General features: G+C 71.8%; 14 protein-coding genes. 9 read left to right on the forward strand and 5 right to left on the reverse strand.

What is annotated here, in order from left to right; translation table 11 throughout:
• On the forward strand, nucleotides 1–200 hold a 200-nt coding region (locus ABZS51_RS24965), incomplete at its 5' end, for a CGNR zinc finger domain-containing protein (protein WP_355445404.1).
• A gap of 215 nt (nucleotides 201–415) precedes the next feature.
• Here ABZS51_RS24965 and ABZS51_RS24970 read toward each other — a convergent pair.
• A complete protein-coding gene (locus tag ABZS51_RS24970; protein WP_355445407.1) occupies nucleotides 416–1,651 on the reverse strand; it encodes an MFS transporter in 1,236 nt (411 codons plus the stop codon).
• Nucleotides 1,652–1,725: 74 nt separating this feature from the next.
• On the opposite strand from ABZS51_RS24970, the gene ABZS51_RS24975 reads away from it, so the two are divergent.
• The 4 genes from ABZS51_RS24975 (at nucleotide 1,726) to ABZS51_RS24990 (ending at nucleotide 7,005) form a co-directional block, all read left to right on the forward strand.
• Entirely contained in the window at nucleotides 1,726–2,739 is a 1,014-nt protein-coding gene (locus ABZS51_RS24975) for a LacI family DNA-binding transcriptional regulator (protein ID WP_355445410.1), read from the forward strand.
• A gap of 175 nt (nucleotides 2,740–2,914) precedes the next feature.
• Nucleotides 2,915–5,191, forward strand: a complete 2,277-nt coding sequence (locus tag ABZS51_RS24980; RefSeq protein ID WP_355445413.1) for an ATP-binding domain-containing protein — start codon at nucleotides 2,915–2,917, stop codon at nucleotides 5,189–5,191.
• Nucleotides 5,192–5,356: 165 nt separating this feature from the next.
• Complete coding sequence (locus ABZS51_RS24985) at nucleotides 5,357–6,226, forward strand: helix-turn-helix transcriptional regulator (protein ID WP_355445416.1); 870 nt, start codon at nucleotides 5,357–5,359, stop codon at nucleotides 6,224–6,226.
• Nucleotides 6,227–6,252: 26 nt separating this feature from the next.
• Complete coding sequence (locus ABZS51_RS24990; protein WP_355445419.1) at nucleotides 6,253–7,005, forward strand: SDR family oxidoreductase; 753 nt, start codon at nucleotides 6,253–6,255, stop codon at nucleotides 7,003–7,005.
• Nucleotides 7,006–7,153: 148 nt separating this feature from the next.
• Here ABZS51_RS24990 and ABZS51_RS24995 read toward each other — a convergent pair whose 3' ends face one another.
• Nucleotides 7,154–7,621, reverse strand: coding sequence for a MarR family transcriptional regulator (locus ABZS51_RS24995; protein ID WP_355445422.1), 468 nt, complete (start codon nucleotides 7,619–7,621; stop codon nucleotides 7,154–7,156).
• 101 nt (nucleotides 7,622–7,722) lie between these two features.
• Here ABZS51_RS24995 and ABZS51_RS25000 point away from each other — a divergent pair, with 101 nt between their 5' ends.
• A complete protein-coding gene (locus ABZS51_RS25000) occupies nucleotides 7,723–10,995 on the forward strand; it encodes an efflux RND transporter permease subunit (protein ID WP_355445425.1) in 3,273 nt (1,090 codons plus the stop codon).
• Between the two features lie 50 nt (nucleotides 10,996–11,045).
• Here ABZS51_RS25000 and ABZS51_RS25005 read toward each other — a convergent pair whose 3' ends face one another.
• The 3 genes from ABZS51_RS25005 to ABZS51_RS25015 all read right to left on the reverse strand — a co-directional run bounded on the left by ABZS51_RS25005 (nucleotide 11,046) and on the right by ABZS51_RS25015 (nucleotide 14,100).
• Nucleotides 11,046–12,974, reverse strand: coding sequence for a methyltransferase domain-containing protein (locus tag ABZS51_RS25005; protein WP_355445427.1), 1,929 nt, complete (start codon nucleotides 12,972–12,974; stop codon nucleotides 11,046–11,048).
• Nucleotides 12,975–13,468: 494 nt separating this feature from the next.
• Nucleotides 13,469–13,618, reverse strand: coding sequence for a hypothetical protein (locus ABZS51_RS25010; protein WP_355445429.1), 150 nt, complete (start codon nucleotides 13,616–13,618; stop codon nucleotides 13,469–13,471).
• A gap of 113 nt (nucleotides 13,619–13,731) precedes the next feature.
• Nucleotides 13,732–14,100: a hypothetical protein gene (locus ABZS51_RS25015; RefSeq protein ID WP_355445432.1), complete on the reverse strand. Its 369-nt coding sequence runs from the start codon at nucleotides 14,098–14,100 to the stop codon at nucleotides 13,732–13,734.
• 154 nt (nucleotides 14,101–14,254) lie between these two features.
• Between ABZS51_RS25015 and ABZS51_RS25020 the strand changes: the two genes are divergently transcribed.
• Genes ABZS51_RS25020 through ABZS51_RS25030 form a run of 3 tightly spaced genes read left to right on the forward strand, consistent with a single transcriptional unit; the run spans nucleotide 14,255 to nucleotide 17,420 of the window.
• On the forward strand, nucleotides 14,255–15,310 hold the full coding sequence (locus tag ABZS51_RS25020; RefSeq protein WP_355445435.1) for a histidine kinase: 1,056 nt from the start codon (nucleotides 14,255–14,257) through the stop codon (nucleotides 15,308–15,310).
• 8 nt (nucleotides 15,311–15,318) lie between these two features.
• Nucleotides 15,319–16,005, forward strand: coding sequence for a response regulator transcription factor (locus ABZS51_RS25025; protein ID WP_355445438.1), 687 nt, complete (start codon nucleotides 15,319–15,321; stop codon nucleotides 16,003–16,005).
• 35 nt (nucleotides 16,006–16,040) lie between these two features.
• Nucleotides 16,041–17,420, forward strand: coding sequence for a nitrilase-related carbon-nitrogen hydrolase (locus tag ABZS51_RS25030; protein WP_355445441.1), 1,380 nt, complete (start codon nucleotides 16,041–16,043; stop codon nucleotides 17,418–17,420).
• The last annotated feature ends 26 nt before the right edge of the window (nucleotides 17,421–17,446 follow it).

Raw genomic sequence — 17,446 nt, forward strand, 5'->3', positions numbered from 1 at the left:
CCGGTGCCGGCCGTGCGGGGCGTGGATCTGGAGGTCGAGCCGGGCGAGTTCGTCGGGCCGGGCGCGTCCGCGAGTGCGAGGCCGACGACTGCGTCATGCTGTTCCTGCCCGCGCACCCCCGCCGCCGGTGGTGCTCGGCCGCCCGCTGCGGCAACCGCGCCCGCGTCGCCCGCTACTACCAGCGGCACAAGTCCCCCTGACGCACTCGGGGCGCCCACCGCCCGTCGCCGTCGGCGGGTGGAAGCGCGGTATGCCCCTGACAGCAGTAACGCCGAGAGGGGAGGAGCAGCGAGAGATCTACACGGGGCGGGTATGGACGCCGATGCCGCCGGAGACGATCAGATTGTCGCCCGTTATGCCAGATCAAGGCCCATGCCCCGCACTGCCGGGTCCGGACTTCTGGCGGCAACAAGGATCAAGTACTGGCGGCTTTCGAGCTTGCCTCGGTGCTACCCCGGGAGGGGACGACGGCTTTGAGCGCGGGCAACGCCAGCAGCGCCAAGACCGCGGCGAGTGCCGCCACGGCCAGCATGGCGCCCGGCAGCCCGGTCGCCTGCGCCCAGTGCCCCACGTACACCGGCCCGGCGAGGTAGCCGAGATAGGCCATGGTGGACACGACCGAGGTGGCGGCACCGCGGGTGGCGGCGGGGACGTTGGCGGTGGCGAGGCCGAGCACGGTGGGGAAGAGCACGGCGGTGCCGACGGCGGCCAGGGCCAGCCCGAGCAGAGCCAGAGGGAGGGACGCGGTGTGGGCCAGCAGGGACGTCCCCGCCGCGGAGATCACCGCGCCGGCGGTGAGGACGATCCAGGCACGACGAATCTTCACCGCGCTGATCGCGAAGCGGGTGAGCGAGACGGCAAGTGCGAAGACCGCGGGCCCGGTGCCGACCAGCGCGGGTCCGGCGTGCACGGTATCGGCTAGGTAGACGGCGCTCCAGCTCTGGTGAGCGTTCTCCACGGCGAACCCGAGCGCCCCCAGTGCGCCCGCGACGAGCAGGAGCGGCAGATGAGCGCGCAGACCCGGCCGGCTGTGCGCGGCTGAGGTGCGGGCGTGATCGTGGCGGCCGGGATCGGCCTGCGTGCGATCGCCGGTGCCGATGGCGGCGCTCACGGCGCCGGCGGCGAGCACGACCAGCAAGTACGGCACGACCACGGGCAGGCCGGCGGCGTTCACCAGGCCGGTGACGAGGCTCGCCGCGACCACGGCCAAAGAGAAGAAGCCGTGCGCCCGGGTGATGACCGGACGGCCGTTGGCCCGTTCGGCGGAGCCGGCCGCCGCGTTGATGGTCACGTCCGCGGCGCCGGACGACGCGCCGAGAACCGCCAGTCCTACGGACAGGGCAGGCAGGTCGCGAGCGGTGACGGCCACGGCGACGCCGGCGATCCCGAGCGACACGAGGGTGATCGCCGTGACGCGCTGCCCCCACCGGTCCACGGCCCGGCCCACGAGAGGCATGGCGGGCAGGGCACCGGCGGCGATGAACAGCAGCGCCGTGCCGAGCTGGCCATCGGTCAGCCCGGCCTGGTCGCGGATGGCGGGAACGGACGCGCCCCACACGCCCCAGAACGCGCCGAAGACAGTGAATCCCGCGTAGGGCACCCAGGCCCGGGTGTGACCATGATCGATGCTCGCTTGTGTATCGTTACACATGAAGTGTAACGATACACAAGATAGGGTGAGGCATGGCCAAAGATCCTTCTCGGCCCCGGCCGACCATGGCGGAGGTGGCTCGTGCGGCGAAGGTGTCGGTGATGACCGTCTCCTACACCTACGCCCAGCCTGATCGCGTCTCCGAACGCACCCGGTCCAGGGTCCGCGAGGCCGCCACCCGGCTGGGATACCCCGGCCCGCATCCGGGGGCCCGCTCACTGCGCAGGGGACGGACCGGCAGCCTCGGGGTGGTCCTGGGCGAGCACCTGACCTACGCCTTCGAGGACCCCCAGGCCACCCGATTCCTGGCCGGCGTCGCCGAGGTATGCGCCGGTCACGGCCTGGGGCTCACGATCGTGCCCATCACCGGGGCGCCCTCCGACGCTGACCGGGTCGCCGAGGCCGCGGTGGACGGTTTCGTCGTCTGGACGACCAGCGACGACGACCCCGTGCTGCCGGCGGTGGCCGCCACCGGTCTGCCCGCCGTCGTGCACGGCGGACCACAGCACCGGGACGTGCCGTTCGTGGCCATCGACGACAGGGCGGCGGCCCGCGCCGTCGCCGCCGAGGCCCTCGCCGGCGCCCGGCGGCCGATGGTGCTCAGTTTCCCGCTCGATCGCGCCCGGACGCCCGGAATCCGCAACGGGCTGGATCCGGCCGAGGCTACTTTCCGCGTGACCCGTGAGCGCCTGCGCGGAGTCCGGGACGCCTGGGAGGCAACCGGGGGCCGATGGCCGCAGGTGCGAGTCGCGGTGTGCGCGCGCAACAGCGCGTGCGAGGCGGACTCCCTGGCCACCGCGCTCCTCGCGGGGCCGGACGCCCCGGACGCGGTCATGGCCATGAGCGACGAGCTCGCCCTGGGCCTGATGCGAGCGGCCGCCCGTGCCGGTCTCGCCGTCCCCGGCGACCTCGCCGTCACCGGCTGGGACGACACCGACGCGGCCGCCGCCGCCGGGCTGACGACCGTCGCTCAGAACCTGCGCGCCCAGGGAGCTCGCTGCGCGCAACTGGTCCTGGGCGAGGAAGCGGCGAATGAGACCGGCCCGATCGAGTGGCGCCTGGTCCTGCGCGACTCCACCCGCCGATGACCACGGTCAAGTGCGCGCTCCGGTCAGGGGGCCTGGAACCGCTCAACGCGCCGTGAAGGTCGCGGGCGCCGGGGACCTGCGTGGTTGCGGCGGGCCCGACAGGAGGGTTAAGCTCGCATGCTCAACTCAAAACGAGCGGCGCTTCACAGACCTCCCGATAGGAGTATACCACGGCATGAGTAAGCGTCAAGATGCTCTTGCGGAAGCCCTTGACAAGGAACAGGTGACTGTTTCGGCGCTCTACGGCCATCTCGACGAGGCCCGTGCCCGGGCCGAGGCGGCGCTGCGGACGGCGCACCTGGGCGGCGGGGCCGGCGGCACCCGGCAGGCGCGGGTGGAGCGTGAGGTGGCGGCCGCCGAGCAGACGCGGCGGCTGGCCAGGCTGCGGGCCGTGGAGCGCGGCCTGTGCTTCGGCCGGATCGACGACGTGTCCGGCCGGAGCCTGTACGTGGGCCGGATCGGGCTGCGCGACGCCGAGCACGAGTCGGTGCTGATCGACTGGCGCGCCCCGGCCGCCCGCCCCTTCTACGTGGCCACGGCCGGCGACCCCGACGGGCTGCTGCGCCGCCGCCACCTGCATCTCAAGGACCGTACGGTCGTGGGCCTGGACGACGAGGTGTTCGACCTGGAGCAGATGAGCGACGGCGACCGGCGCACGCTGGTCGGCGAGGCGGCGCTGCTGGCGGCCCTGCGGCGGGGGCGCACGGGCCGGATGGGCGACGTGGTGGCCACGATCCAGACCGAGCAGGACCGGGTGATCCGCTCGGCGCTGCAGGGCGCGCTGGTGGTGCAGGGCGGTCCCGGCACCGGCAAGACCGTCGCGGCGCTGCACCGGGCCGCGTACCTGCTCTACACCCACCGCGACACGCTGGAGCGGCGCGGCGTGCTGGTGATCGGGCCGAACGCGATGTTCCTGCGCTACATCGGCCAGGTGCTGCCGTCGCTGGGGGAGACGCAGGTGGTGATGGCAACGCTGGGCGAGCTGTTCCCCGGCGTGCGGGCGGTGGCGGCCGACGACCCGGAGGTGGCCGTGGTCAAGGGCGACGCGCGGATGGCCGAGGTGGTGGAGGCGGCGGTGCGCGCCCGCCAGCGCGTTCCTCGCGGCGACCTGGAGGTGCGCCTCGACGGGCTGACGCTGCGAGTGCCGCACGAGACGTGCCTGCGGCTGCGCGACCGGGCGCGCGCGGTGCGGCTGCGGCACAACATGGCGCGCAAGCTGTTCGTCATCGAGCTGCTCAAGGAGCTCGCCCGGGCCGAGGCGCGGGCGGTGGAGGAGTCGCTGCGCCTGCCCGAGATGGAGCTGGAGGACCCGGAGCTGGCCGAGCCGCTCGACCTGGAGGGGGACCTGGACGAGCTGGACGTGGAGCTGGCCGCCCGGCGGCTGTGGCAGGAGCCGCCGGTGCGCGAGGCGATCGACGGGCTCTGGCCGGAGCTGACGCCCCAGCGGCTGATCTCCGAGCTGCTGTCCTCCTCCGACACGCTGTGGGAGGTGTGCCCGTCGGGGGTGGACTGGCCCCTGCTCGTACGGCCGGCGGACGCGCCGTGGACGGTCGGCGACGTACCGCTGCTGGACGAGGCCGCCGAGCTGCTCGGCGAGGACGACTCCGCGGCCCGTGCCGCCGCCCGTGCCGCCGGCGCGGAGTGGGAGGAGCAGGAGCTGTACGCCCGCGAGGTGCTGGAGTCCACGGGCCTGCTGGAGGAGGGCGTCTTCGGCCGGGCCGACGTGCTCGCCGGCCGGCACGCGGACGGCGGCGAGGAGCTGACCACGGCCGAGCGGGCGGTGGCCGACCGCTCCTGGGCCTACGGGCACGTGATCGTGGACGAGGCGCAGGAGCTGTCGGCGATGGCCTGGCGGATGGTGATGCGGCGGGTCCCGGCCAAGTCGCTGACGATCGTGGGCGACATCGCGCAGACCGGCTCGGCGGCGGGCGCCGCCTCCTGGGCCGGGGTGCTGGACCCGCACCTGAAGGGCCGCTGGCGGGAGGAGCGGCTGCTCGTCAACTACCGGACGCCCGTGGAGATCATGCGGGTGGCGGCCGACGTGCTGCGCTCCGTGGCGCCGGGGGAGGAGCCGCCCGAGTCGGTGCGCGAGGGCGGCGACGAGCCGCGGGCGGTGCGGTGCGGGATCGCCGAGCTGCCCCGGCTGGTGGCGGAGGAGCTGGCCGCGATCGGCGAGGGCCGGGCGGGCGTCATCTGCCCGGACGCCCTGCACGCGCGGGTGGCGGCGCTGTTCCCGGGCGACGATCTGGAGGAGGCGGTGGTGGCGCTGACCGTGACCCGGTCCAAGGGGCTGGAGTTCGACGCGGTCGTGGTGGTGGACCCGGCGGGGATCCTGGCGCAGTCGCCGAAGGGCGGCCAGGACCTGTACGTGGCGGTGACCCGGGCGACGCGCCGGCTGACGGTCGTCCACGAGGGCGACCTGCCGGCGGTGCTGTCCCGGCTCCACCGCTGAAATCTACTTTGTAAAGGCGCCGGGCCGTCGTCCGAACTCCGTCCGGAGAGACGCTGCGGGCACAGCGCGCTCGCACGCGAGACGGCCCGGCCGGTCAGCAGCACCCCCGGGCAGCGGCACGCCTGGGCGCGCTGTCCGGACGAGGCCTGTCACTAGCATGACCTCATGGACATCTCCCGGCTCTCTACAGATGCGCGGCAGCGGCGCAGTGCCGAGTTGCGTGCGTTCCTCCGGTCGCGGCGAGACCGGGTGACGCCCGCTGACGTGGGCATGCCGGCAGGCGAGGGCCGCCGTACGCCCGGGCTGCGGCGGGAGGAGGTGGCGGTGCTCGCCGGCATAGGAGTGTCCTGGTACACCTGGCTGGAGCAGGGACGCGACATCAACGTCTCCGCCGACGTCCTGGACGCCATCGCCAGGGTGCTGCGCCTGGAGCCCACCGAGCGGGAGCACCTGTACCTCCTCGCCGGCCTCAATCCGCCGCAGGCGGCCCCGTCCGAAGGCCGGGTCCCCGACGCCGTGCGGCGACTGCTGGAGGGCTGGCTGCCGCGGCCCGCGTACGTCATCGACCGGCACTGGAACGTCCTCGCGGTCAACCGCGCGGCGGAGGTCGTGTTCCAGTGCAACGAGTACGACCACAACTGCCTGGTCAGCTTCTTCACCAACGCCCGCTACCGTGCGGCAGTCGTGGACTGGCACGACACGGCGCGAGCGATGATCGGCCTGTTCCGGGCGGACGCCGCCCGCTACCCGGACGATCCCGAGTTCGGCCGCCTGGCCTCGGACATGTGCGCCGCGAGCCCCGCCTTCGCCGAGATCTGGGCGGAACTCCCCGTGGGCGGCCCCACCCACGGCACCAAGGCCGTGGAGATCCCCGGTCTGGGGACGCTGACCTTCGAGGCCACCACCCTGCCGCTGCCCGAGCTGCCAGGCCACCGCCTGTCGCTGCACACCCCCGCACCCGGGACCGGAACGGTGGCCCTGCTGGAGCGCCTCATGGTGGTGTCAGACCCAGGTTCAGCCAACACTGCCGCGTAGGCTCGCGCCGTTCGAGGATCGTCGGCATGAAGCGATTCACGAACAGAACAGTCTTGATCACCGGCGGCACCAGCGGCATCGGATTCGCGGCCGCGCGCAGGCTCCTCGACGAGGGCGCGTACGTCGTCATCACCGGCCGCGACCAGGCCCGCCTCGACATCGCGGCAGAACGCCTGGGCTCCGAGCGGGTCCTGCCCGTCCGCGCGGACGTCAGCGTCGACGCCGACCTCGCTCTCCTCGTGCGACGCATCGAGACCTGGCGCGGCGCCCTCCACGCGGTCTTCGCCAATGCCGGAATCGCGGACTTCAGGCCGGAGTTCACCCCGGAGGACTTCGACCACACCGTCGGAATCAACTTCAAGGGAGTGTTCTTCACGATCCAGAAGGCGCTGCCGCTGATGGGCGACGGAGGCGCTGTCGTCATCAACGCCTCCTGGACCCTGCACCGCGGCCTCCCGGTGGCCTCGATCTACGCCGCCAGCAAGGCGGCCGTGCACAATCTCGCCCGCACGCTCGGCACCGACCTCGCGCCCCGTGGCATCCGCGTCAACTCCGTCAGCCCCGGCTACATCGAGACCGAGATGTACCGGTCCGCCATCGACCCCGGCGCGGAGAGCCGCATCTTGGCGGAGGTGCCGCTCGGCTCGCTCGGCCACCCGGACGATGTCGCCGCCGCCGTCGCCTTCCTGGCCTCGGACGACGCGTCGTACATCACCGGTCAGGACCTCGTCATCGACGGCGGCCTCGTGGGAGCGGCGCCCCTCGGGCTGCGCCTTTGACGGCCCTGCGACAGCCGTAGGAGTCGGGTACGGCGCTGTCCACGGCCTCAGCCTTCGCGCCGCGACCCGGGCGCCGGCCGGGGCCCCGACGGCTTCCGTACAGCGGCTCGCCGGACAAGGGCCCCGGCTGCTCGGCCGGATGGTCCACTCAGCCGCGCGAGGTCTCTTCCTTCTCCAGGTCTTCCGCGATGTCCCTGATGCGGCGGACGATCGTGTCGAGGGTGCGCAGCGTGCCGGTGTCGAGGTGCTCCATGACCCGCCGGTAGTGCTGCATGCCGGCGTCCTGGATGCGCCCGATGAGGTCGGTGCCCTCGGCGGTCAGCTCGACCCGGCGCACGCGCCGGTCGTGGGGGTCCTCGTGCCGGCTGACCAGTCCCTGGGCGACGAGGCGGTCGACGATGCCGGTGACCGTGCCGAGGCCGACGCCGAGGTCGTGGGCGAGCTCCTGGCCCGAGGCGGAGCCGTGGAGGGCCAGGACCATGACGACCTTGAGCTGGCGCATCGTCAGGTTGGAGCTGAACAGGGGAGACGGGTGCCGGGCGAAGGCCCGCCCGAGGCCCCGCTGGGTCTCCGTGATCCGGCGGATCAGGTCTTCGCGTTCGTCGTCCACTCTCACCTCTTCGCTTCCTGAGAAGCTTATCAGGAAGCTCGCCTTGTCCTAAATATTCGTATGGGGCGAAGTGTTAGTCTCGGGGCGAACACTTGGAGGGACCCCTCATGACCGCACTCGCCCGGTTGAGCCTCGCCAACCGCACGCTTGTCATCCTGGTCGCGGTCGTGCTCAGCGCATTCGGCGCGTTCACGATTCCGCAGTTGAAACAGCAGTTGCTGCCGTCCTTGGCCTTCCCCGGCGCCTTCGTGATCGCCTCCTATCCCGGGGCGTCCCCGGAGATCGTGGAGGACCAGGTCACCGAGCCCCTGGAGGACGCCTTCCAGGGACTCGACGGCATGGAGCAGATGACCTCGACGTCGAAGGAGGGCCTGGCGCAGATCCAGGTCGCCTTCGCCTTCGGCACGGACGTCGAGGCGTCGTTGAACAAGATGCAGCAGGCTGTCAGCCGGGTGCAGCCCCAGTTGCCGTCCGGGGTCGAGCCGCAGGTCGGGGCCGGGAACACCGACGACATCCCGGTGATGGTGCTGGCGGTGGGCGACGGCGGCGACTCACGGGCGATGGCCGACAAGCTGCGCCAGGTCATGCTGCCGGAGTTGCAGGGCATCAAGGGTGTACGGGAGGCGACGGTCACGGGCACCCGGGACGAGGTCGTGACGATCACCCCGGACCTGGGCAAGATGGCGAAGGCCGGGGTGTCGGCCACGCAGATCCCCGAGGTGCTGAGGGCCAACGGCACGCCGGTCCCGGCCGGGACGCTCACCTCCGACGGCAGGTCGCTGACCGTGCAGGTGGGCGCCCGGGTCGACTCGGTGGCGAAGCTGAAGGCCCTCTACCTGACGCCCGCCCAGCCGCAGGCCCCCTCCACCGCTCAGCCGCAGGCGAGCCGCCCCCAGAGCGGCCAGCCGCAGAGCGCGGGCCAGCCCCAGGCCGGCCAGCCCCAGAGCGGGCAGCCGCAGTCGGGCCGGCCGCAGACGGCGCAGGCTCAGCCGGTGGTCAAGGCGTTGAAGCCGGTCAAGCTGGGTGACGTCGCCACCGTGGAGCGGGGCCTGGCCGAGCCGACCTCGATCACCCGTACCAACGGCAAGACCAGCCTCGGCGTGTCGGTGACGATGACGCCCGACGGCAACGCGGTGAGCATCTCGGGCGACGTACGCGAGAAGCTGCCCGACCTGACCAAGGCCCTCGGCGACTCCTCCGACACGGCGGTCGAGGTGGTCTTCGACCAGGCGCCGTACGTGCAGGAGTCGATCGAGAACCTCACCACCGAGGGCCTGCTCGGCCTGGCGTTCGCGGTGCTGGTCATCCTGGTGTTCCTGCTGTCGATCCGGTCCACGCTGGTGACCGCGGTGTCGATCCCGCTTTCGGTGATCATCGCACTGATCGCGTTGTGGGCCGGCGACTACTCGCTGAACATGCTCACGCTCGGCGCGCTGACCATCGCGGTCGGCCGGGTGGTGGACGACTCGATCGTCGTCCTGGAGAACATCAAGCGCCACCTCGGCTACGGCGAGCCCAAGCTGCGGGCGATCCTGTCGGCGGTCCGGGAGGTGTCGGGCGCGGTGACGGCCTCGACGCTGACGACGGTGGCGGTGTTCGCGCCGATCGCGGTGGTCGGCGGCATGGTCGGCGAGCTGTTCGGGCCGTTCGCGATCACGGTGGCGGTGGCGCTGCTCGCCTCGCTGCTGGTGTCGCTGACGGTGATCCCGGTGCTGGCGTACTGGTTCCTCAAGGCCCCCGACCTGACGCCCGAGCAGGCGCGCGCCCAGCGTGAGGAGGCCGAGGCCAAGGAGCTGCGCAGCCCGCTGCAGCGCGCCTACCTGCCGGTGCTGCGGTTCGCGACGCGCTACAAGCTGGTGACCGTGCTCGTCGGGGTGGCGGTGTTCATCGGCACGATGGGCCTGACGAGCCGGCTGGAGACGAACTTCCTCGACTCCTCCGGCCAGAACACGGTGTCGGTGACCCAGCGGATGCCCGTCGGCACCGACCTGGCGACCACCGACGCGGCGGCCAAGAAGGTCGAGGGCGTGCTGACCGGCCTGGACGGCGTCGAGTCGTACCAGGTGACGGTGGGCGGCGGCAACGCGCTGCAGGGCGGCTTCGGCGGGGGCGCCGGCGCGGACCGGGCCTCGTACTCCCTGACCCTGGCCGAGAACGCCGACACCCCCAAGGTGGAGCAGGCGCTGCGCGATCGGCTGGCCGGCATGAAGGATGTCGGCGAGGTGCGCGTCGGCGGCTCGGGCGGCGGCTTCTCCTCCGACACGGTGGACGTGATCGTGCAGGCGCCCGACAGCGCGGCGCTGCGCTCGGCGGCCGACCAGGTCAAGGCGGCCATGGGCGAGGTGACCGGACTGCGGGACATCACCTCCAACCTGGAGGCCAGCGCGCCCCGCGTGGACGTGCGGGTGGACCGTGAGAAGGCCGCGGCCAAGGGCCTGACGGAGGCGCAGATCGGCCAGAGCGTGGCGCAGGCCTTCCGCGGCGCCCCCCTCGGCCAGCTCACGCTCGACGGGCGGGCCAGCGACCTGGTGCTGCGCACCGGCGACGCTCCCGACGACGTCAAGGCGATCGAGAACCTGAAGCTGCCCACCGCCGCCGGCCTGGTCAAGCTGTCGTCGGTGGCCGAGGTGAAGCAGGTGGCCGGGCCCACGCAGGTCACCCGCATCGACGGTGACCGCTCGGCGACCGTGTCCGCCAAGACCACGAGCAGCGACCTGGGCAGCCTCACGCAGACGCTGGACACCCGCCTGAAGAAGCTGAACCTGTCCGGCGGCGTCAATTACAAGATCGGAGGCGCGTCTGCCGATCAGCAGGAGGCGTTCTCCGACCTGGGCATGGCGATGCTGGCGGCCATCGCGATCGTCTTCCTGATCATGGTGGCGACGTTCCGCAGCTTCGCCCAGCCGCTCATCCTGCTGGTGTCGATCCCGTTCGCCGCGACCGGCGCCGTCGGCCTGCTGGTGGCCACCGGAACCGCGATGGGCGTGCCGGCGCTGATCGGCATGCTGATGCTCATCGGCATCGTGGTGACCAACGCGATCGTGCTCATCGACCTCATCAACCAGTACCGCGATCAGGGCCTGGGCATCGTCGAGGCGGTCATCGAGGGCGGCCGGCGCCGCCTGCGGCCGATCCTCATGACGGCGGTGGCCACGATCTGCGCGCTGACGCCGATGGCGCTGGGCGTGACGGGATCGGGCGGGTTCATCTCGCAGCCGCTGGCGATCGTGGTCATCGGCGGCCTGATCACCAGCACGCTCCTGACGCTGGTGCTCGTGCCGACGCTGTACGTGATGGTGGAGCGGGCCAAGGAGCGGATGCGGCGCCGCCCGGCCGAGCCGAAGGCGGAAGAGCCGAAGGTGCTCGCCCCCACCCCGTGAAACGCGGCTGACCGAACGCGGCTGACCGGCGGGGCGTCACATCCCGCCGGTCAGCCCACTCGGCGGAGGGTGGCGATGTAGTCGACCGTCGAGTTCTCGTCATAGGTGGCGTCGGTGAGTTCCCAGCCTGTGCCGGAGGCCAGTTCGGCGAGCTCGCGTGGTGCCAGGCACAGGTAGTGGAACCAGGGTGTCGCCACGTCGCGATAGCGGATCCGCATGGTCCGCTGTCCGGCGATGCGGCCGGCCCGCAGGTTCCGTTCGTTGTAGGGCAGATGCTGTGGATCGTCGCAATCGGTCCTGTTGTTGCCCTGGCCGACGATCACGGCACCGGGTGCGGCCATCGCGGCCAGAGCCCGCAGGAACCGCGGAGCCCGCTCGCGGCTTTCCAGCAGGCCCAGGTTGGCGCCCAGGAGCAGGAAGCTGTCGTAACGCGCCCCCGTCGCGGCGTGTTCGTCGACCGTGCCGAGAACGGCTGACCGGATCCCTTGCTGCCTGCACACGTCTAGCGCGCCAGGGGAGATGTCGATCGCGGTGACGGCGTGGCCCCGGTCGAGCAACGCGCGCGCGGCTCGTCCTCCGCCGGCCCCGATGTCCAGGACCTTGCCCTGGAGCAGATCCAATGCCCGGCGTTGCTCGGCCGGCCACTGCTCGATCGGCGCGAGCCAGGGCGCGACGGGAAGGGACTTCACCAGGCCGTCGTCGCGTTCCACGATCTGGAGGACCGGGGCGGCGTCCGAGGTCAGAGATGCCCGGTAGGCGTCGCGCAGCATGTCCCCGATCGCGTCGCCGGTGCGAGGACCGAGGCGATCCTCCTGGTCGCGCGGCTCATCTTCCGCGAGACGTCCAGAAGTACGGAGGTCGGGAGCGTGCACAGTGTCTCCTTGGCCGGAACCGGGGCGGATCATCACGTCGCGACGGGCAGGGGAAGAGGCGTCCGGCCGCCCTGCCGGGCGAGGCGGCGGAAGAAGCCCAGGATTCCCGGCTGCGAGCCGCCGCAGTGCGGTCCGGGCGGTGTGCTCGTCGCCGAGCAGGTCCGCGATGATGCCGATCACTCCGGCCGGCTCCTCGCCGTGGGCGGACCGGATGGCCTGCAGCGCGCGCTCGCGGGGCAGATCGGAGTCGTCCTCCAGCGTGACCGGCCGCATGTGCCACGTCGCGAACAGCAGCGTCATGGCGAGGGCGTGCAGGTCGTCGGTGTCTCGTGGCGGCTCGTCGCGCCGCTGCCGCGCCGGCGCATAGCCATGCGTCCCTCCGGGGAGGTGCAGGCCGTCGTAGGCGGCCACGCCGAAGTCGACGACGCTGACCCGGTCACCGTCGATCACCACGTTCTTCGGTGCGAGGTCGCGCATGACGACGCCGCGCGCATGAAGATCGAGGAGGATCCGCGCGAGTCGCCGGCCGAGCGTTTCGAGGCGACGCCGATCTGCGGCGCCAGGATGCGCGTCGATCGGGTACGGACCGTTCCGGGCGACGTCCTCGGCGAGATTGACCGGGCCGGCGTCGGACGTCACCAGGAACTCGTCCTGTCCGTGCCGGAAGTGATCCAGGAATCGCGGGACACCGGGGCAGTCCTTGAGCGCCTGCAGGACCCGGCGTTCGTTGCGCAGCCGCATGCGGATGTCGCCCGAGGTGGCGGTTTCGTCCACCAGGGCGCGGGCCTGCTTGATGACGACGTACGTCCCGTCGCGCTGATCGACGGCTCGATAGACGTTGCCCCGCGCGGATTCGAAGATTCCCTCGACGACCCGGTAGTGGTGGCCGAGAACCACCGGCTCCTCCGGAGCGCTCTCGTCACCCGGGCGCAGGCCGGTGAACGGATCGACGACCCAGGCCGGCTGCTCGTAGCGCAGGCCGGCGCGCCCCTCGAACTCCTCTCCGCCGGGCCCGTCGATCCGGGCGGCCAACCGTCCCCGCGCGCCGGAGTCGCCGGCCTTCTTGAACGGGCCATACCGGTAGTACACCGGGGAGTCCTGGTCCACCCGCCGATCGCTGAGCACCCGCGGCCCCGGATGACCACGCAGAAGTTCGGCCAGCTCCAGGCCCAGCCCGCGGACACGCCGCTGGTCCGGGTAGATCGTGAACGCCTTCCCGACGCTCGCCGGGGCGCTGTAGCCGTTGTTCAGCCTGTCGAGGACCTGGTGCGAGCGTGCGAGCTTGAACACGCAGCCCTCGGCCAGAAGGAGGGGAACGAGTTTCTCGACCAGCTCCGAGTAGGTTGCCGACCGGGAGGAGACGTGCAGTTTCCAGCCATGGTCGGGCAGCGGGACACCATCGGGACACACCGTCAGCCACGTCGGTCCGAGCCGGATGCGATGGCCGGTCCGGACATGCTCTTCGACGATTCTCTCGATGGCTTCGGAGTCCCTCGCTGACACCTCAGACATTGACGCCATCACGCCAGAAGAGCATGCCGGACCTTTTCTCCCAGGACGTTCAGCACGGCCTCGACAGCGGGCCAGGTGCCGTCGGTCGCCTACGACCAGGTGCTGTCGGCCGCCTGGGACCAGGTGCTGTCGATCTGCAGCCGCCCCTCCTGCGCCATGACGGTCTCGGGGAATCCGACGGTCGGCTCCAGCACGTTCGTACCTGCTTCACGGGGTTCCAGAGCAAGCAGAGTGTTCAAAGCAACTCCCTCTCCGTCGGCGCCGCCACGGCGCTTCCGACGATCTCCCTCTGTATAGCATTCTGACGATCTTCGTCGCCATTCTTGACTTCTGTACCACTTTGTGTGGCGAGTCAGCGGACCGGGGACAGGCGCAGCGCCGCCTTGCGACCGGTCAGTGAGACAACGCGCACGCCGATTCCGTTGACCGATCCGGAGGCTCCCGCGCCGAGCGTCGCCTGTGAGCTCACGCCCGGTCCTGTGCCCTTCACCCGAACGACCTGCCTGGTGAAGGTGATGGACAGCCTGGTGATGCCGTAGCGGGAGCTGACCCGGAACGACACGGGCCTGGAGAGGGTGAGTTTGCACCTGCCGTCGAAGCAGGCGCGGAGATTCGGGCCCGTAGCGGCCGCTGTGCTGACCACGGGCGCCTGGCCGGCCGCCCCCAGGCCACCGGTGATGCTTGAGGAGAACACGAGTAAGGCAGCGATCGTGTGGGACATGATCCTCCGTACGGGCGCTTCAAGGGATGTCTGCTTCATTCTCGACCCTGTGTCAGAACCGGGGATCCGTCCAGGGGCCGCCAGGGCGAGCTCACTCGCCTGATCACTCCTGAGAGCGATGTCCGGTATCCCGGAATTCCGGGATAGTGGGCGGATGCCGGTGCTGTCGTCGCGCACGACCGAAGTCGCGATCACGGGTGCGGTGACCGTGGCCACCGTGGGCCCCCTCCTGGTGCCCGAGCCGCGCGCCTGGTGGATCGTGGCGCTGGGCTTCCTGGCCTCGGCGCCGGTGTGGTGGCGGCGCCGGGCGCCGATGGCCACGGGGCTGCTGGTGGGCGCGGCGATGACCGTCATGGTCATGTGGGAGAAGCCGTTTCTGCCGTTCGGGCCGCTCGTGGCCGTGTACACCGTCGCCGAGCTCAGCCCGTTGCGGGTGCGGATGGCCGCCATCCCGATCGTCGCCGCCACGGTGGGGGTCTCGCTGGCCCTGCCCGCCGAGGACGACCAGACCGTCCGGCTGATCGGGACCGCGTTCGTGGCCGCCTACGCGCTGGGCACCAGCGCCCGCGCCCGCCACTCCCGCCTGGCCGAGCTGGCCGAACGGGCCCGCAGGCTGGAGCAGGAGCACATCGCGGCGGTGGCCGGCGAGCGCACCCGCATCGCCCGCGACATGCACGACATCGTCACCCACTCCGTCGGGCTCATGGTCGTGCAGGCCGAGGCGGGGCCACTGGATCCGGCGCGGGCCGAGGCGGCCTTCGAGGCGATCGCCGAGACCGGCAGGGGGGCGCTCGTCGAGCTGCGCGGGCTGCTGGCCGCGCTGCGCTCAGCGGGCGGCGACCTCGTGGAACCCCGCCTCGACGGCCTGCCGGGACTGCTCGAGCGCACCGGCCTCGAGACGACGCTGACCGTCGAGGGCGATCCGCGGCCCATCACCGGTGGCGTCGAGGCGGCCGCCTACCGGATCGTCCAGGAGGCCCTGACCAACGTGCTCAAACACGCGGGTACTCCCGCCGTCCACGTGCGGGTGCGGTGGGGCGAGCAGGGGCTGGACATCGAGATCGCCGACGGGGGCGGCGGGCCGAACGGGCACTCCGGCGGGTACGGCCTGGCCGGGATGCGGGAACGCGCCGCCGCGTGCGGCGGCACGCTGCACGCGGGGAGCGGCGACAACGGCGGATTCGTGGTCAGGGCATCCTTTCCTGTTTGATGGTGATCATGCTGCGTGTGCTCGTCGCCGACGACCAGGATCTCTTCAGGGCCGGCTTCGGCCTGATCCTCGGCTCGCAACCGGACATGGAGGTCGTCGGCGAGGCGGCCGACGGCGAGTCCGCGGTGGCCGCCGCCGTCGAACTGCGGCCCGACGTGGTCGTGATGGACGTGCGCATGCCCGGCATGAACGGCATCGAGGCCACCCGGCAGATCTGCGCCGCCACCACGGCCAAGGTCCTGGTGCTGACCATGTTCGACCTGGACGAGTACGTCTACGACGCCGTGCGCGCCGGAGCCAGTGGCTTCCTGCTCAAGGACATCCGCAGGGACGAGTTGGCGGAAGCCGTCCGCACCATCGCGGCCGGTGACTCGCTGCTGTCCCCCGCCGCCACCAGGCGACTGCTGGAGGACCTGGTCAGGCGGCCCAGCCACGACGTCGCGCCGCGCCTGGCGGCCAGGCTGGGCGAGCTGACCGACCGTGAGCGCGAGACGCTGCGGCTGGTGGCCCGCGGGCTGTCCAACGCCGAGATCGCCGCCGAGCTGGTCGTCACCGAGCACACGGTCAAGACCCACGTGAGCCGCATGCTGTCCAAGCTGACCCTCCGCGACCGGGTGCAGGCGGTCGCCTTCGCCTATGAGTCCGGCCTCGTCGTCCCCGGTGGGAGTGACACAGGAGATCACGCTCACGACTGACGCGCCCGCCGGGGCGTTGTCCAGATCATCGAGGTGTGAACAAACTCGCTCCTGTCGCGGCCGCTCTGCTGTCGGCGCTCCTCCTGCATCTGGGGACCGGGCTCCATCCGGTGCCCTGGCTGACCTGGGTGGCGTTCCTGCCGGTCCTGCTCCTGGTGGGCAGGGTGGGCGCCGGCACGGCCTTCGCCTCGGCGGCACTGGCCTGGCTGGGCGGTCAGACGCAGATGTGGTCCTACTACTCCAGCACCATCGAGACCCCCCTGGTCGTGACGGCGTCCATCATCATCGGCACGTCGATCGCGTTCGGCCTCATCACCCTGCTCTTCCGCACCCTCCTGGCCGGAGGGCGCCCGGTCCTCGCGACGCTGGCCGTGCCGGCGGCATGGGTGGCGCTGGAGTACGCGATCTCGCTGTCGGCGCCGCACGGCGCCTGGTGGAGTCTCGCCTACACCCAGGCGGACGTGTCACCCGTGCTGCAGACCGCCGCGCTCACGGGGGTCTGGGGCATCACGTTCCTGCTCCTGCTGGTGCCTGCCGCCATCGCCGCCGTGCTCGCGCCGGGCGCGCCCGGCAGGCTGCGGGTCGCCGTCACGGCGGGCGCGATCCTGGGCCTGGCGCTCGGCCACGGAGTCTGGCGTTCGACGGGCCCCGCCGACGGCCTCGGCCGGCAGGTCGCGCTCGTCTCCACCGACGACCCGCCCGACTCGGTCGAGCTGAGCTCCCCGCAGGGACGAGAACTCTCGCGCCGCTACACCTCTGCGATCCAGGCCGCCGCGGCCGGGGGCGCCCGCGTCGTGATCCTGCCGGAGAAGACCTTCCGCACCGACTCTCCGCCGCCACGGGGCGGGCCCGGAGTGGACGTCGTCGTCGGCGCCGTCCTCCGCAAGGGCGACGTGACGGTCAACGCGGCCCTGGCCTACCCGGTGGAGTACGACAAACAGCACCTGATTCCCGGTCTGGAGTCGGAGCTGACTCCCGGCAGGAGCCTGACCTTCCTGCCCGGCTCCACGTGGGGCCTGATCATCTGTAAGGACCTGGACTTCCCCGAGCTGGTCCGCGACTACCGCAGCAGGGGAGCCACCGCCTTGCTCGCCCCCGCGTGGGACTTCGGCGACGACGCCTGGCTGCACAGCCGGATGGCGATCACCCGCGGGGTCGAGAGCGGCCTGTCGGTCGCCCGAGCCGCCCGCGGGGGACTGCTGGTCGTCAGCGACCCGCGGGGACGTGTGCTGGCCGAGGCGCGCAGCGCCAAGGAGATGACCACGGTCACCGCCGCACTGCCCGGCCGCGCGCGGACCACCCTGTACGGGCGGCTGGGCGACTGGGCGGCCTGGGCCTCGGCCGGGCTGCTGCTCCTGGGACTGGCCGGGGTCATGCGTGGCGCCGCCCGCCGGCGTTCCGCTGATCAGCCGTAGACGTGACAAGTCGGTGTTGTATAGCC

Source organism: Nonomuraea sp. NPDC005501, assembly GCF_040605905.1.
Lineage (GTDB): Bacteria > Actinomycetota > Actinomycetes > Streptosporangiales > Streptosporangiaceae > Nonomuraea.

Bases quoted from the DNA above. Each gene is read 5' to 3' on its own strand.
- ABZS51_RS25000 (WP_355445425.1), top strand. From the start codon at position 7,723: ATGACCGCACTCGCCCGGTTGAGCCTCGCCAACCGCACGCTTGTCATC.
- ABZS51_RS24985 (WP_355445416.1), top strand. From the start codon at position 5,357: ATGGACATCTCCCGGCTCTCTACAGATGCGCGGCAGCGGCGCAGTGCC.
- ABZS51_RS24970 (WP_355445407.1), bottom strand. From the start codon at position 1,651: ATGTGTAACGATACACAAGCGAGCATCGATCATGGTCACACCCGGGCC.
- ABZS51_RS25025 (WP_355445438.1), top strand. From the start codon at position 15,319: ATGCTGCGTGTGCTCGTCGCCGACGACCAGGATCTCTTCAGGGCCGGC.
- ABZS51_RS24990 (WP_355445419.1), top strand. From the start codon at position 6,253: ATGAAGCGATTCACGAACAGAACAGTCTTGATCACCGGCGGCACCAGC.
- ABZS51_RS24980 (WP_355445413.1), top strand. From the start codon at position 2,915: ATGAGTAAGCGTCAAGATGCTCTTGCGGAAGCCCTTGACAAGGAACAG.
- ABZS51_RS25020 (WP_355445435.1), top strand. From the start codon at position 14,255: ATGCCGGTGCTGTCGTCGCGCACGACCGAAGTCGCGATCACGGGTGCG.
- ABZS51_RS25015 (WP_355445432.1), bottom strand. From the start codon at position 14,100: ATGTCCCACACGATCGCTGCCTTACTCGTGTTCTCCTCAAGCATCACC.